We start from the raw sequence: 15300 nt of genomic DNA on the forward strand, positions 1-15300 counted from the left end.
GTCAACCACGCCGCGCCTCGAGCGCCTCCCAGCGCACGAAGGCCTGCTCCAGCTCGCGCTCCACCGCCTCAAGTTCGGCACGCGTCGTCGCCACCGCCTCGCCCGCCTCGCGATAGAACGCGGGATCGGCCATGCGCGCGTGCAGCTCGGCCTGGGCCTGCTCGAGCGACTCGATCCGCGCCGGCAACTCGGCCAGCTCGCGGGTCTCCTTGTAGCCGAGCTTACCGCCCTCGCGCTTGGGCCGCGGCGCCGGCGCCGTCTTGGCCGGGCGGGCGCGTTCGCGCTCGGCGGCGGCCGCCTCGGCCTCGCGACGCGCCTGCTGACGCTGCCAGTCGGTATAACCGCCGACATACTCACCGATCCGCCCATCACCCTCGAACACCAGGGTGCTGGTGACCACGTTGTCGAGCAGCGCGCGGTCGTGGCTGACCAGCAGCAGGGTGCCCTGGAAGTTCACCAGCAGCTCATCGAGCAGCTCCAGGGTCTCGGCGTCGAGATCGTTGGTCGGCTCGTCGAGCACCAGCAGGTTGGCCGGTCGGGTGAACAGCTTGGCCAGCAGCAGGCGATTGCGCTCGCCGCCGGAGAGCGCCTTGACCGGCTGGCGCGCCCGCTCCGGGGTGAACAGGAAGTCCTTGAGATAGGAGAGCACGTGCAGGCTGCGGCCCTCGACCTCGATCTGGTCGCTGCCCTCGGCGACGTTGTCCTGGACGCTGCGCTCGGGGTCGAGCTGGGCGCGCAGCTGATCGAAATAGGCAACCTCCAGATTGGTCCCGAGCCGCACCCGCCCCTGCTGCGGTTCGAGCGCGCCGAGCAGCAGCTTGAGCAGGGTGCTCTTGCCGGCACCGTTGGGACCGATCACCCCGACCTTGTCGCCGCGCAGGATCAGGGTGGAGAAGTCGCGGATCACCGTCTTCTCGCCCCAGGTGTGGGCAAGCCCCTCGGCCTCCACCACCAGCTTGCCCGAGCGCTCGCCGGCGTCGACGCGGATCCGCGCCTGCCCCTGCTGCTCGCGCCGCGCCCGGCGCGCCTCGCGCATCGCCTCGAGCGCGCGCACCCGGCCCTCGTTGCGGGTGCGCCGGGCCTTGATGCCCTGACGGATCCAGCGCTCTTCCTCGGCGAGCCGGCGATCGAACTGGGCGGCGGCCTGGGCCTCGGCGTGGAGCCGCTCCTCGCGCCGGCGCAGATAGTTGGCGTAGTCGCCCGGCCAGTCGGTGAGCTTGCCGCGATCGAGTTCGAGGATGCGGGTGGCGAGCCGCTGCAGGAAGCGGCGATCATGGGTGATGAACAGCAGCGCCCCCTGGAAGTCGACGAGGAAGGACTCGAGCCAGTCGATCGAGTCGATGTCGAGATGGTTGGTCGGCTCGTCGAGCAGCAGCAGATCGGGCTCGGTGACCAGGGCACGGGCGAGCAGCACGCGGCGTTGCTGACCGCCGGAGAGCGCCTCGAAGCGTGCCTGCGGGTCCAGCCCGAGGCGCGAGATCACTCGCTCGGTGCGCTGTTCGATCTCCCAGCCGCCCTCGTCGTCGAGCCGCTGCTGCAGCCGCGCCAGCCGCGCCAGCTCGTCCTCGCCGGCATCGGCGCCGAGGGCGTGCGAGCAGGTGAAATACTCGCGCACCAGCTCGCCGAGTTCGCCGAGTCCACCGGCGACGACCTCGAACACGCTCGCCTCATGACCGACCGGCAACTCCTGATCGAGCTTGGCGATACGCATCCCCTGCCCCACCCGGCGCTGGCCGCCATCGGGCTGGACCTCGCCGGCGACGATCCGCATCAGCGTCGACTTGCCGGCGCCGTTACGACCGATGAGACAGACGCGCTCGCCCCGCTCGATGGTGAAGGAGACACCGTCGAGCAACGGCGGCAGACCATAGGAGAGGGAAACATCATCGAGACTGAGTAGGCTCATCGGGTATCCTGATGCGATTGCGGGAAAAGAGCGTCGGCACGGCCGATCGAAGATCCCCGAGGTTAGAGAGGGCGGCCAAGGCGCGCAACAGCCGACACCGCCGCCACCCTGGGTGGGTGGCTGCGCCCACGAGACGAAAACGGGGTACACTCTCAGTCCCTGATTCGCACGCGCGACCCGCGCGCCACCCTGGAGTTGATACCGATCCGATGGTGAAGAGCGTCACACTTCGGGATGCCTGGTCCGGAGAGGCAAACTGCCTGAACTGCTCGCTGCGAGCCTCGGTGCTGTTCGCCGGGCTCGAGGAGACGGACTTCGAGCGCATCCACGACCCGATCGACCAGTTCACGCTGAAACCAGGCACCGCCCTCTATCAGGCCGGCGACGCCGCCGGGTTCATGTTCACGGTCCGCAGCGGGGCGCTCAAGCTGGTGCAGTACCTCCCCGACGGCAGCCAACGCATCGTACGCATCGTGCGCACCACCGACGTGCTCGGGCTCGAGGCGCTGCTCGAGGAGAGCTACCACCACGATGCCGTCGCCCTGCAACCGACCGAGGTCTGCCGCTTCCCGGCGCGCGCGGTGCGCGAGCTGGGGATCGAGAACCCGGCACTGCACCGCGAGCTGATGGCGCGCTGGCAACACGCCCTGAGCGAGGCCGACGCCTGGCTCACCGAACTCTCGACCGGATCGGCCCGACAGCGCGTCTCGCGCCTGCTGCTGCGGCTGGTGCGCGACCGCCAGACCAGCGAATGCCAGCTGTTCAGCCGCGAGGATATGGGCGCCATGCTCGGTGTCACCACCGAGACGGCCAGTCGCACCATCGCCGAGTTCAAGCGTCAGAGCCTGCTGGTCGAGACCGCGCCCAACACCTTCCTGCTCGATATCCCCAACCTGCGCCGCATCGCCGAGGACTGAGCCGAGTCCGCCATGCCACGCGGTTGACCGATTTCAATGCCCCCTCGGGGGCCGCGCCCTACCCTCCCCGCTCTGGAAGCCGAGCGCCACACCCACCAGCTTCCGCTCTCGCGGCCCGAGGTCTCGACTCCCAAGGGATAGAGGAGACCAGCCGCCCGCCGGCGGACGCGCAAGGAGGCAGGGCCAGACACGCGCGCGATCACCGACGGAGTTTTTGAGCGCATGAAACAGAGCCTGTACCAGGAACGGTATCCGGTCTATTGTCTCGAGATCGGTCGCGAAGAGACCAGCTACGACTCGGTCGAAGCCATCTGCGACTACTTCCGCGCCTGTATCGAGCGCTACGACTCGGCGCGCTTCATCGCCGAGTTCGATCACCACGCCCACACCAGCGCGCTGCCCGAGGGCCACGTCGGCGAGGGCATCCTCGCGGCCAAGAACCTGATCTTCTGCTTCGGCATCTCGTTGCCGGACGTTCAGGTGCTGGCGCTGCGTCCCCGCTCGATCGGCATCGCCGAGACCGAGTCCGGCTTCGTCATCACCTTCATGGAAGCCCCGATGCCGGTGGTCAACGCCGCGATGGAGGACTGGGCCTGCGGTCTCTGCGACAGACATCCCCTGCCAACGACCAGCAACCGGAGCCGTGCCATGCGCATCGCCGTCACCAGCCAGAACTTCCGCACCATCACCGGACACGCCGGCAAGACCCGTCGCTTCCTCATCCTCGAGGCCGGTGCCGAGGGCGCCACCGAGATCGAGCGGCTCGATCTGCCCGCGGGCATGTCGCTGCACGACTACCACGGCGACGACCACCCACTGTTCATGCTCGGGCTCGATGCGCTGCTCACCCAGGGCGCCGGTCAGGGGTTCGTGCAGCGCATGTCGCGACAAGGTGTAGTGGTACACACCACCAGCGCCACCGATCCGTTCGAGGCCGCAACCATGCTCGCCGCCGGCAAACTGCTCCCGGCTGCACGCCCGCACGAGCACTGAACCGACCGCGCCGCCGTCCCTCAGCGAGCGGCGCCAATCCCACGAAGAAAACGTGGGGAAGAGCGCCGATTAGCCCTCCAACCTGACAGGTTCGGCCTCATCGGCAAGGCTCTAGCCTTGCCGACAAGTCTTTCCGAAACAAACACTTGAAGAAGCCCAGGCACAGCCTCGGACACACCCTGATGGGGCGCTCCGCCCCCACTGAAGCAGCCGACGGCTGACCTCCGCCTGCCCACCGATCTTGCCGCAGGTCATTCCTCTCGCATATTCCGCGCACTAACCTGTGGCCTCAGGCGCCCCCGGGCTGGATTTTACGCGCCACCGCCGCCATCAGGGTGGCACGTCATTGATCCAGCGCAGCGACGTCGTCGCTTCACCCTATGTTTCGGCTCCCTCTGGAGACCCGCCTATGCTCGACAGTACCATGATCGAACTCTCGCGGTGGCAGTTCGCCAGCACCGCGATGTATCACTTCCTGTTCGTCCCCCTGACCCTGGGTCTGTCCTGGATCCTGGTGATCATGGAGAGCGTCTATGTGATGACCGGTCGCGAGATCTATCGCGACATGACCAAGTTCTGGGGCAAGTTGTTCGGTATCAACTTCGCCCTCGGTGTCACCACCGGTCTGACCATGGAGTTCCAGTTCGGGACCAACTGGGCCTATTACAGCCACTATGTCGGCGACGTCTTCGGCGCACCGCTGGCGATCGAGGGGCTGATGGCCTTCTTCCTCGAGTCGACCTTCATCGGCCTGTTCTTCCTCGGCTGGGAGCGGCTCTCCAAGCGCCAGCACCTGACCGTGACCTTCCTCACCGCGCTCGGCTCCAACCTCTCGGCGCTGTGGATCCTCATCGCCAACGGCTGGATGCAGCACCCGGTGGGAGCTGAGTTCAGCTACGAGACCATGCGCATGGAGATGACCAGCTTCATGGAGGTGGTCTTCAATCCAGTCGCCCAGGTCAAGTTCGTGCACACCGTCGCCGCCGGTTATGTCACCGCCTCGATGTTCGTGCTCGGGATCAGCGCCTGGTACATGCTCAAAGGCCGTGACCTGGCCTTCGCCAAGCGCTCGTTCTCGGTCGCGGTCGGCTTCGGCCTGGCCTCGATCCTGTCGGTGATCCTGCTCGGTGACGAGTCGGGCTACGAGGTCGGCGACGTGCAGAAGGTCAAGCTCGCGGCGATCGAGGCCGAATGGCACACCGAGGAGGCTCCGGCGGCCTTCACCCTCTACGGTCGACCGAGTAACGAGGACGAGGAGACGCACGACGCGGTGAAAATCCCCTGGCTGCTCGGGCTGATCGCCACCCGCTCGCTCGACCAGGAGGTCGAGGGGCTCAAGGATCTGATGCACGAGCACGAGGTGCGCATCCGCAGCGGCATGATCGCCTACGACTACCTCGAGCGACTGCGTGGCGGCGAGGACACTCCGGCCAACCGCGCGGTATTCGAGGAGCACAAGGACGATCTCGGCTACGGGCTGCTGCTCAAGCCCTATACCGACAACCCCGCCGAGGCCACCGAGGAGCAGATCCAGCTCGCGGTCAAGGACTCGATCCCCGAGGTCGCGCCGCTGTTCTGGACCTTCCGCGTCATGGTCGCCGCCGGGGTGTGGATGCTGTTGCTGCTGGCGCTCGGCTTCTACTACAACGCCAAGCGGGTGATCCAGGAAAAGCGCTGGTTGCTGCGCCTGTTCCTCTACAGCATCCCGGTGCCCTGGATCGCCGCCGAGACCGGCTGGTTCGTCGCCGAGTTCGGCCGTCAGCCCTGGGCCATCGGTGAGGTGCTGCCGACCAGCATCGCCGCCTCCAGCCTGACGGTCAACGACCTGGTGATCAGCCTCACCGGCTTCATCCTGTTCTACACCCTGCTGTTCATGATCGAGATGTATCTGATGTTCAAGTTCGCGCGACTCGGCCCGAGTTCGCTGCACACCGGGCGCTATCACCACGAACGTCTTGCCAGCCCGAGCGCGGGCATGACGCCGGCCACCGCCCCGCAGAAACAGAGCGACTGAGACGGAGATCAGACATGATTCTCGATTACGAAGTCCTGAAATTCATCTGGTGGGTGCTGGTCGGGGTGCTGTTCATCGGCTTTGCCGTCACCGACGGCATGGACATGGGCGTCGGCGCCCTGCTGCCCTTTCTCGGCAAGAACGACAGCGAGCGGCGAGTGATCATCAACACCGTCGGCCCGCACTGGGACGGCAATCAGGTGTGGCTGATCACCGCCGGCGGCGCGATCTTCGCCGCCTGGCCGCTGGTCTATGCGACCGCCTTCTCGGGGTTCTACTTCGCCATGCTGCTGGCGCTGTTCGCGTTGTTCTTCCGCCCGGTCGGCTTCGACTACCGCAGCAAGATCGCCAACCCCCACTGGCGCAACGCCTGGGACTGGGGGTTGTTCATCGGCGGCGCGGTCCCAGCGCTGGTGTTCGGCATTGCCTTCGGCAACCTGCTCCAGGGCGTGCCCTTCCATCTCGACAACCTGCTGCGCCCCTACTACACCGGCAGCTTCTTCGGTCTGCTCAATCCCTTCGCCCTGCTCGCCGGGCTGGTGAGCCTGGGGATGCTGGTGATGCACGGCGCGGTCTGGCTGCAGCTGCGCACCGCCGAGCCGATCGCCGGGCGCGCCAAACGGATGGTCAAGCTCGCCGGGCTGTTCACCATCATCGCCTTCGCCCTCGCCGGGCTGTGGCTGACGCTGGGAGTCGACGGCTATCGGGTGAGCGCGATGCCGGCACTCGACGCCACTCCCAATCCGCTGACCAAGGACGTCGAGATCGTCCCCTATGCCTGGCTGGCCAACTATGGCACTCACCCCTGGACGCTGCTCTTCCCGGTGCTCGGGTTCGCCGGACTGGGGTTGGCGGTGCTGCTGTCGCTGCGTGACCGACCAGGGCTCGGTCTGGTCGCCAGCAGTCTGGGACTGACCGGGATCATCGTCACCGCCGGGGCGGCGATGTTCCCCTTCATCATGCCCTCGAGCACCAACCCCGACAGCAGCCTGATCGTCTGGGACGCGGTGTCGAGTCACCTCACCCTGACGGTGATGTTCTGGGCAGCGGTGATCTTCGTCCCACTGATCCTGATGTACACCACCTGGACCTACGCCAAGATGTGGCGACGGGTAACGGTCGAGGAGATCGAGGCACAGGACCACCTGGCCTACTGAGCAACCGCGCGCGGTCCGACCGCGCGCACGTTACAGCCGACCCCGCCCGCCGATGCCGGGCGGGGTCATACTGGGAGGATCGCATCCATGTGGTACTTTTCCTGGCTCCTCGGCGTGCTGCTCGCGCTCGCCTTCGGGGTCATCAACGTGATGTGGTACGAGTCCGAGCAGTTCCGCGGCCCGGCCGACGACGACTGATCTCGCCGCCCGGGCGCGGTGCGTTCAGCCCCGCGCCTGGATCGGCACGATGGTGATCTCCACCCGCCGGTTGAGCCGGCGTCCCGCCTCGCTCGCGTTGCTCGCGATCGGTCGGTCCTGACCATAACCGCGCGCGAAGATACGCTGCGGCATCACGCCGCTACGCTCCAGATACCCCTCCACGGCGACGGCCCGACGCTCCGAGAGCGTCTGGTTGTAGCTCGCCGAGCCGGTGCTGTCGGTGTGACCGGCGACCCGCAACTCGGTCTTGCCGTAGCGCCGCACGATCGCCGCGATCTTGTCCATGGTGCTGTAGAAACCGGGCTTGATGCGATCGGAGTCGACCTCGAAGCTGGTCGCACCGGTCATTCCCACCACCAGCTGATCGCCGGGCAGCAGTTGCACCCGGATCACACCGCGCGCGATCTCGTCGGCCAGCGCGCGCTCAAAGTCACGCCGCTGCTCCTCCATGTAGGCACCGACCATGCCGCCGGCGAGCGCGCCACCGACGGCGCCGATCAGCGCACCGCGCCCGGCGTTACCGCTGAACGAGCCGATGATCGCCCCGGCCGCGGCGCCCGTGGCGGTGCCGATCGCCGCCCCCTGGCCGGTCTCGGTCATCCCCGAGCCATCGGCGGCGCAGCCGGAGATCAGGACCGCCACCACGGCGGCGGCCGCGGTACCCTTGGTAAGCGCTGTATGCTTCATCAAAACTCCTGCGTGTTGCGACGATCGGCCGTATACGGCCGGGGATGCAGATCATAGCAGCGTCGACACGCACGGGCCTCAACCACCCCTTGTAACCCTTCCGGCCGGCATCACCTGAAGCTCAAGCCGGTCTCGTTTCCGCGAACCCACAAGATCGAGTCCAGTCCATGTCAGCAACCCCGTCGCTCGCCCGCATCCTCATCAACCTCGCCGCCTTCCAGGCCGGCTGGTTCGCCTGCGTGCTCGGCGGCGCGCACCAACTGCCCTGGCTCGGCGTCGGCGTGGTGGCGCTGGTTGCTGCACTGCACCTGACGACCACGCCCGAACGCGGCAGCGAGGCCCGGCTGCTGGTGCTGATCGCGGTCATGGGCGCGCTGTGGGACGGGCTGCTGGCACGCTTCGGCTTTCTCGTCTATCCCTCGGGGATGCTGCTGCCCTGGCTCGCCCCGGTGTGGATCATCGCTATCTGGGTAGCCTTCGCCACCACCCTCAACGTCTCGCTCGCCTGGCTCCAGGGCCGCTGGTACCTGGCCTTCACCATCGGCGCCCTGGGCGCGCCACTGGCCTATTACGCCGGTGCCAAACTCGGCGGCGTGCACTTTCCCGACCCAGTGGTGGCACTGGCGGTGCTCGGCGGCGGCTGGTCGTTCCTGATGCCGGCGAGTCTGGCAATCGCCGCGCGCTTCGCCCGCACCGCCGCCGAGCGCGACACACCCGAGGGACCCATCAACAGCGAGGGCGCCGATGCCTGATCTCTTCGTCTATGGTTCGGGGTTGGCCGCCGCGCTGGTGCTCGGCATCTGCGGCTGGGGGGCGAGTGTGATCGCGCGCGACGTCAGCATCGTCGACGCGCTGTGGTCACTGTTCTTCCTGCTGATGGGGCTGGTCTACATGCTGCTCATCCCCGAGACCGGACCGCGTGCGCTGCTGGTCTTCGTGCTGCTGACGCTGTGGGCGGTGCGACTGAGCCTGCACATCAGCCGTCGCAACCAGGGCCAGGGCGAGGACCGGCGCTATCGGGCCATCCGCGCCGACAACGACCCCGGGTTCTGGTGGAAGAGTCTCTATCTGGTGTTCGGCCTGCAGGCGATCCTCGCCTGGGTGATCTCGCTGCCGCTGCTCGGCGCCATGGCGCTACCCGCCCCACTCGGCTGGCTCGACGCGCTGGCGCTGGCGCTGTGGTGCCTGGGCTTCGCCTTCGAGGCGCTGGCCGACCGCCAGCTGGCCGTCTTCAAGGCCGCCCCCGAGAACGCCGGACAGGTGATGGACCGCGGGCTGTGGCGCTACAGCCGTCACCCCAACTATTTCGGCGAGGCCTGCATCTGGTGGGCCTTCTACCTCTTCGCCCTCGCCGCCGGGGCCTGGTGGGCCCTGATCGCGCCGCTGTTGATGACGATCCTGCTGCTGCGCGTCTCCGGCGTCGCCCTGCTCGAGCGCGACATCGGCGAGCGTCGTCCCGGCTACCGCGACTATGTCGCGCGCACCAATGCCTTCATCCCCGGTCCACCGCGCCGCGCACCCGCTGGGGGCGGCGATGGGCGCTGACGCCCGCACCCGAGCACCGCACCCCAACCCCGCGGATACACCACCATGAACCGCTCACTCAAATCCCTGGCCGCGCTCGCCGCGCTGCTCCTCGTCAACGCCTGCACCGAGACCGGAGGCCGTCCCATGGACACCGTCGATCAGGTCGACCTGCAACGCTTCATGGGCGACTGGTACGTCATCGCCAACATTCCAACCTTCGTCGAGAAGGGCGCGCACAACGCCATCGAGTCCTACGCGCTCAACCCCGACGGCACCATCGCCACCACCTTCACCTTCCACAAGGACGCCTTCGACGGCCCGCTCAAGACCTACAACCCCAAGGGCTTCGTGCTCGACACCACCACCAACGCACACTGGGGGATGCAGTTCATCTGGCCGTTCAAGGGCGACTTCCGCATCATCTGGCTGGCCCCGGACTACAGTGTCACCGTGATCGGACGGGCCAAGCGCGACTATGTCTGGATCATGGCGCGCGCGCCCGAGATCGCCCCCGCGACCTATCGCGAGATCCTCGCCTTCCTCGCCGGCATCGGTTACGACACCGATCGCATCGAGCGGGTGCCGCAGCAGTGGGAGACGGCGAGCTAGCCGCCGTCGCCCTCGTCGCGGACATAGAGCCAGACCAGCGCGCCGATGAAGGCGAACACGATCAGATTGAGCAGGGTGTCGAGCAGGTTCTCCCAGATCATCGCCGCTCCTCGCGCATCAGCGTCTTGAGCAGAGCCACCACCAGCAGCGGCAGGATGAAGACGAAGGCCATGGCACCGAGCGCAATGATCGCGCGCACCGTCGTCACATCATCGGCGAGCAGCATCGCCAACCCGAGCAGCGCCAACAGCACCCCCCAGGCGAGCTTGACCCGCACCGGCGGGTCCTCATCACCACTGGTGGAGAACATCGCCAGCACATAGGCCGCGCTCACCACGCTGGTGACCAGGAACAGGAAGGCGGCGATCATGCTCGCCGAGCCGGTCAGCCACGCCAGCGGCAACGCCTCGAGCACGAAGAAGGTGGTATCCTCGGGGCGTTCGCGCACCACCTCGAGCAACGGTAGACCCTCGCGCAGCAAGGCGTAGAACCCGGTACCGCCAAAGACCCCGAACCACAGCAGCGAGAACAGCGTCGGCACCAGCACCACGCCGAAGACGAACTCGCGGATGGTGCGCCCGCGCGAGATCCGCGCCACGAACACCCCGACGAAGGGTGCCCAGGCGATCCACCACACCATGTAGTTCAGCGTCCAGCCATGGAACCAGTCCTGGAAGGCCTTACCGAAGAACGGATAGGTGGCGAAGCCCTGCTGCACCACCCCCGAGAGATAGGCGCCCAGGGTATCGACCACCCCGTTCATCAGGTAGTGAGTCGGCCCGACCAGCAACAGATAGACCATCAGCCCCAGGGCGATGGCCATCGCCAGATTCGACAGCAGCGCCATGCCGCGACCGAGATCCAGGGTCAGCGGCGCCAGAAAGGCCAGACAGAGCGCGCCGAAGACCAGGTATCTCACCCAGTCACCGGTGATCCCGAACAGATGCCCCAGCCCGCCCTCGACCTGGAACACCCCGATCGCCAACGACCCGGCCAGACCGATGGCAATGGCATAGATCGCCAGCAGGTCGGCGACCCAGGCCAGTGCGCCCACCCAGCGGCCACGACGAAAGGTGTAGCGGATCGGGCTGCTGACCAACCCCGGGCGCCCCTTGCGGTAGCTGAAATAGGCGATCACCAGTGCGGTGATGGCATAGATCGACCAGGCGTGCAGCCCCCAGTTGAAGATCGTGGTGACCAACGCATAGCTTGCCGCCAGATCGGACTCGGCCCGCCCGCTCACCAACTGATAATGGGTCAGGGGCTCGGCAGCGCCGTAGAACAGCAAGCCCACGCCCATGCCGGCGGCGAACAGCATGGTCAGCCAACTGAGGGTGGAGAACTCCGGGCGCTCGTCATCGCGCCCGAGCCGGATGGCGCCGAAACGCGAGAACGCCAGGGTCAGCACCGTGACCACGACCAGACTGGTCATCAGCATGATGAACCAGGCGCGACTGCGGAACTGTTGTGCCACCTGCGCCTGCGCCAGTCGCGCCAGGCTCTCGGTGTCGAACACCCCCCAGAGCGCGACCACCGAGGTCAGCCCGAGCGCGGTGAGCAGCAATGGATTGCGCAGCATCCCCTCCTCCAATCGATGGCCTCGATCGAGCAGCGCCGACCAGCGGGGCACGGCATCGAGCGATCGCAGCTTGTGAATTTCCGTTGCCGCCTCCCTGGCTGCTTCCGTATCCTCGTCCTCCCGACGCCAACACCAGACAGACTACCCGGAAGCTCGCACCATGTCCGTCAACGCCTGGCTCAAGTCCCAGCGTCCACTCGCCGGTCACGCCCTCAAGGGAGCGATCGTGCTGAGCCTGATCCATGCCCTGCTGGCCGTCGCCCAGGCCTGGTTTCTCGCCCTGATCCTCGACGCGGTCATCTTCGGCGGGGCCGGACTCGCCGAGGTCGGCGACTGGCTCGGCTGGCTGCTCGCGCTGCTCGCGCTGCGCGCGCTCATCACCTGGCTCTCCGAGCGCGCCGCCTTCACCGCCGCGGCGCGGGTGCGCGCCGGACTGCGTGACCAGGTCTACCGTCACCTGCAACGGCTCGGTCCGGCCTATCTCTCCGGCACCCGCAGCGGCACCCTGGTCGAGACCCTGACCAAAGGCATCGACGACCTGGAAGGCTACTATGCCCGCTTCCTCCCGGCGATGACCCTGACCATGGTGCTGCCGCTGGCACTGCTGATGGTGGTGCTGCCGATGGACTGGCTCTCGGCGGTGGTGATGCTGATCACCGCACCGATGATCCCGGTCTTCATGATCCTCATCGGCTCCGGGGCCGAGGCACGCAACCAGCGCCAGTGGAAGCAACTGGCGCGGATGAGCGCGCACTTCCTCGACGTCATCCAGGGCCTGACCACGCTCAAGCTGTTCGGCGCCAGCCGTCGCGAGGTCGAGGTGATCGGGCGCATCTCCGACGACTACCGCGCCAGCACCATGCAGGTGCTGCGCATCGCCTTCCTCTCCTCCTCGGTGCTGGAGTTCTTCGCCACCGTCGGCATCGCCATCGTCGCGGTGTTCATCGGCTTCCGGCTCTACGACCTCGCGCTGCCGGTGCCGCACTGGCTGAGCGTGCCCGACATCGGCTTCCTCCAAGGGCTGTTCGTGCTCATGCTCGCCCCCGAGTTCTATGCCCCGCTGCGCAACATGGGCACCCAGTACCACGCTCGCATGGCCGCGGTCGCCGCCGCCGAGCAGCTCATCGAGGTACTCGACACCCCACCGGCGATCACCCCGGGCACCGCCCGCCCGGCGCTGCCCGCGCCGCTCGGGGTCCGCTTCGAGCAGGTCGGTTTCGCCTACGAGCCCGAGCGCGAGGCGCTGCGCGCGATCGACCTCGAACTCCCGCCCGGGGCACGCGTCGCCCTGGTCGGCACCAGCGGCGCCGGCAAGAGCACGGTGATCAACCTGCTGCTCGGCTTTCTCCAGCCGACCCGCGGACGGATCCTCATCGGCGACACCGACCTCGCCACCCTCGACCCGGCGCACTGGCACGCCCATCTCGCCTGGGTGCCGCAGCAGCCACGGCTGTTCCAGGGGAGCATCGCCGACAACATCCGTCTCGGTCTCCCCGAGGCCGATCCCGAGGCGATACGCCGGGCGGCGCAGCGGGCGCGCGCGGCGGACTTCATCGAGGCCCTGCCCCAGGGCTACGACCACCCGGTCGGGGAGCGTGGCGCCGGGCTCTCCGGCGGCCAGATCCAGCGTATTGCTTTGGCGCGCGCCTTCCTGCGTGACGCGCCGCTGGTGATCCTCGACGAGGCCACCGCCAACCTCGACCCCGAGAGCGAACGGCTGGTACAGCAGGGCATCGACGATCTCGCCCGCGACCGCACCCTGCTGGTCGTCGCCCACCGCCTGGCCACGGTACGCCGGGCCGACCGCATCCTGGTGCTCGACCAGGGACGCATCGTCGAGCAGGGCGATCACCGACAGCTGATCGCCGCCGCCGGGCTCTATGCGCGGATGACCGCCGCCTACGGAGACGCGCCGGCGCTCACCGGCGTCACGACAGAGGAGTGATGCGCAGATGCGCGAACTGCTGAGACTGTGGAGGCTGTTCCGGCCCTATCGCGCCTGGATGCTGCTCGGCACCCTGGCGGCGGTACTGACCCTGCTCGCCAACGTCACCCTGATGGCTGCCTCGGGCTGGTTCATCGCCGCGATGGCAAGCGCCGGCGCCGCCGGGGTGGCGATGAACTACTTCGCCCCGGCAGCGCTGATCCGCGGCAGTGCGATGATCCGCACCGCCGGGCGCTACGGCGAGCGTCTGGTCAATCACGAGGCGACCTTCCGCCTGATCGCCAGCCTGCGGGTGTGGTTCTACCGTCACCTCGAACCACTCGCCCCGGCGCGACTGCAGCAATACCACAGCGGCGACATCCTCAGCCGGATCCGCGCCGACATCGATGCGCTCGACAACCTCTATGTCCGGGTCCTGGTACCGGTGGTGGTGGCGCTGATCAGCGTCACTCTGTTCGTCGTCTTCCTCGCCCTCCACGACCCCGCCCTGGCACTGCTCGGACTCGTCTTCCTGCTGCTTGCCGGGATCGGGCTGCCGTGGTGGGCCGAGCTGCGCGGGCGTGCGCCCGGACAGCGGCTGGCCGAGCAGGAGGGCGCGCTGCGCGCCGCGGTGATCGACGGTGTGCAGGGCATGGCCGAACTCACCGTCTACGGCGCCACCGAGCGTCAGGCGCGACGCATCGAGGGCTTGAGCGAGCAGTTGATCGCCGATCAGGCGCGGATCAACAGCGACCAGGGCTTGACCCAGGCGGCGATCGGGCTGTGCGCCAACCTCAACCTCTGGCTGCTGTTGTGGCTGGCGATCCCGCTGGTGCGCGCCGGCGAGCTGCCGCCGCCCGAGCTGGCGATGCTCGCGCTCTTCACCCTCGCGAGCTTCGAGGCCGTCGCCCCCCTGCCCCACGCCTTCCAGCTGCTCGGACGCTCGCTCGCTGCGGCGCGACGGCTGTTCGCCATCGTCGACACCGCCCCGGCGATCCGCGAGCCGGACGGCCCGTCGCCGCGACTGGAACAGTTCGACATCGTCTTCGAGGGGGTTGGTTTCAGCTATCCCGACGCCGATCGCGCGGCGCTCGCCGAGATCGACCTGCGAGTCCCCGAGGGCACCCGCGCCGCGGTGGTCGGCGCCACCGGCTCGGGCAAGAGCACCCTGTTCAATCTGCTGCTGCGCTTCTGGTCGACCGACTGCGGCAGCATCCGTGTCGGCGGCCACGACATCCGCGACATCGACAGCGAGACCCTGCGCCGCCATATCGCCGTGGTCAGCCAGCACACCCACCTGTTCGACACCACCATCCGCGAGAACCTGCTGGTGGCCCGTCCCGAGGCCACCCAGACCGAACTCGAGCAGGCCTGTCGGGTCGCGCAGATCCATGACTTCATCGCCGAGTTGCCGGAGGGCTACGACACCTGGGTCGGAGAGACCGGGGTGCGGCTCTCGGGCGGACAGGGGCGGCGTATCGCGGTCGCTCGCGCGTTGCTCAAGGATGCGCCCATCCTGCTGCTCGACGAACCCACCGAGGGACTCGACGCCGCGACCGAGCGCAGCCTGATGGCCGCGCTCGACCGACTGATGCAGGGACGTACCGTGTTGCTGATCACCCACCGACCGGCCGGTCTCGACTGGGTCGACCAGATCCTGGTGCTCGACCAGGGGCGCGAGCGCGCCCGAGGCGACGCCTCGGTGATCCCCGAGGCCACCGCCGCGGCGCTGCTCGAGCGCGCGCCGGCGCGACACGACGACTGAGTA

General features: G+C 67.8%; 12 protein-coding genes and 1 pseudogene. 10 read left to right on the forward strand and 3 right to left on the reverse strand.

The window, feature by feature from the left end; all coding sequences use genetic code 11:
* Position 1: 1 nt before the first annotated feature.
* Positions 2-1906, reverse strand: a complete 1905-nt coding sequence (locus MARPU_RS14635; RefSeq protein WP_005223999.1) for an ATP-binding cassette domain-containing protein — start codon at positions 1904-1906, stop codon at positions 2-4.
* Positions 1907-2115: 209 nt separating this feature from the next.
* Between MARPU_RS14635 and MARPU_RS14640 the strand changes: the two genes are divergently transcribed.
* From MARPU_RS14640 to cydX, 5 genes and pseudogenes are all read left to right on the forward strand, one after another.
* A complete protein-coding gene (locus tag MARPU_RS14640) occupies positions 2116-2823 on the forward strand; it encodes a Crp/Fnr family transcriptional regulator (RefSeq protein WP_005223998.1) in 708 nt (235 codons plus the stop codon).
* A gap of 222 nt (positions 2824-3045) precedes the next feature.
* Positions 3046-3435 (forward strand): annotated as a pseudogene (locus MARPU_RS18190) (DUF6858 family protein); the annotation flags it as partial.
* Positions 3436-4225: 790 nt separating this feature from the next.
* Positions 4226-5830: a cytochrome ubiquinol oxidase subunit I gene (locus tag MARPU_RS14655; protein ID WP_005223996.1), complete on the forward strand. Its 1605-nt coding sequence runs from the start codon at positions 4226-4228 to the stop codon at positions 5828-5830.
* A gap of 14 nt (positions 5831-5844) precedes the next feature.
* Positions 5845-6987 (forward strand): cytochrome d ubiquinol oxidase subunit II, encoded by a 1143-nt coding sequence (gene cydB / locus MARPU_RS14660; protein WP_005223995.1) that lies wholly within the window; start codon positions 5845-5847, stop codon positions 6985-6987.
* Between the two features lie 87 nt (positions 6988-7074).
* Entirely contained in the window at positions 7075-7185 is a 111-nt protein-coding gene (gene cydX / locus MARPU_RS17345) for a cytochrome bd-I oxidase subunit CydX (RefSeq protein WP_005223994.1), read from the forward strand.
* A 24-nt stretch (positions 7186-7209) separates the two neighbouring features.
* Here cydX and MARPU_RS14670 read toward each other — a convergent pair whose 3' ends face one another.
* Positions 7210-7893, reverse strand: a complete 684-nt coding sequence (locus tag MARPU_RS14670; protein WP_005223993.1) for an OmpA family protein — start codon at positions 7891-7893, stop codon at positions 7210-7212.
* A gap of 167 nt (positions 7894-8060) precedes the next feature.
* On the opposite strand from MARPU_RS14670, the gene MARPU_RS14675 reads away from it, so the two are divergent.
* The 3 genes from MARPU_RS14675 to MARPU_RS14685 are packed head-to-tail and all read left to right on the forward strand — an operon-like array spanning position 8061 to position 10029.
* Positions 8061-8645, forward strand: coding sequence for a DUF2878 domain-containing protein (locus tag MARPU_RS14675; RefSeq protein WP_005223992.1), 585 nt, complete (start codon positions 8061-8063; stop codon positions 8643-8645).
* Positions 8638-9438 (forward strand): DUF1295 domain-containing protein, encoded by an 801-nt coding sequence (locus MARPU_RS14680; RefSeq protein ID WP_005223991.1) that lies wholly within the window; start codon positions 8638-8640, stop codon positions 9436-9438. The genes MARPU_RS14675 and MARPU_RS14680 overlap by 8 nt, the downstream gene beginning before the upstream one ends.
* A gap of 45 nt (positions 9439-9483) precedes the next feature.
* Positions 9484-10029, forward strand: a complete 546-nt coding sequence (locus tag MARPU_RS14685; protein WP_005223990.1) for a lipocalin family protein — start codon at positions 9484-9486, stop codon at positions 10027-10029.
* Between the two features lie 97 nt (positions 10030-10126).
* Here the strand turns inward: MARPU_RS14685 and MARPU_RS14690 are convergent, their stop codons facing one another.
* Complete coding sequence (locus MARPU_RS14690; RefSeq protein ID WP_005223988.1) at positions 10127-11608, reverse strand: BCCT family transporter; 1482 nt, start codon at positions 11606-11608, stop codon at positions 10127-10129.
* A 160-nt stretch (positions 11609-11768) separates the two neighbouring features.
* On the opposite strand from MARPU_RS14690, the gene cydD reads away from it, so the two are divergent.
* Positions 11769-13553: a thiol reductant ABC exporter subunit CydD gene (cydD, locus tag MARPU_RS14695; protein ID WP_005223987.1), complete on the forward strand. Its 1785-nt coding sequence runs from the start codon at positions 11769-11771 to the stop codon at positions 13551-13553.
* A 7-nt stretch (positions 13554-13560) separates the two neighbouring features.
* On the forward strand, positions 13561-15297 hold the full coding sequence (gene cydC / locus MARPU_RS14700) for a thiol reductant ABC exporter subunit CydC (protein ID WP_005223986.1): 1737 nt from the start codon (positions 13561-13563) through the stop codon (positions 15295-15297).
* Positions 15298-15300: the final 3 nt, after the last annotated feature.

This window comes from Marichromatium purpuratum 984 (assembly GCF_000224005.2).
GTDB lineage: Bacteria > Pseudomonadota > Gammaproteobacteria > Chromatiales > Chromatiaceae > Marichromatium > Marichromatium purpuratum.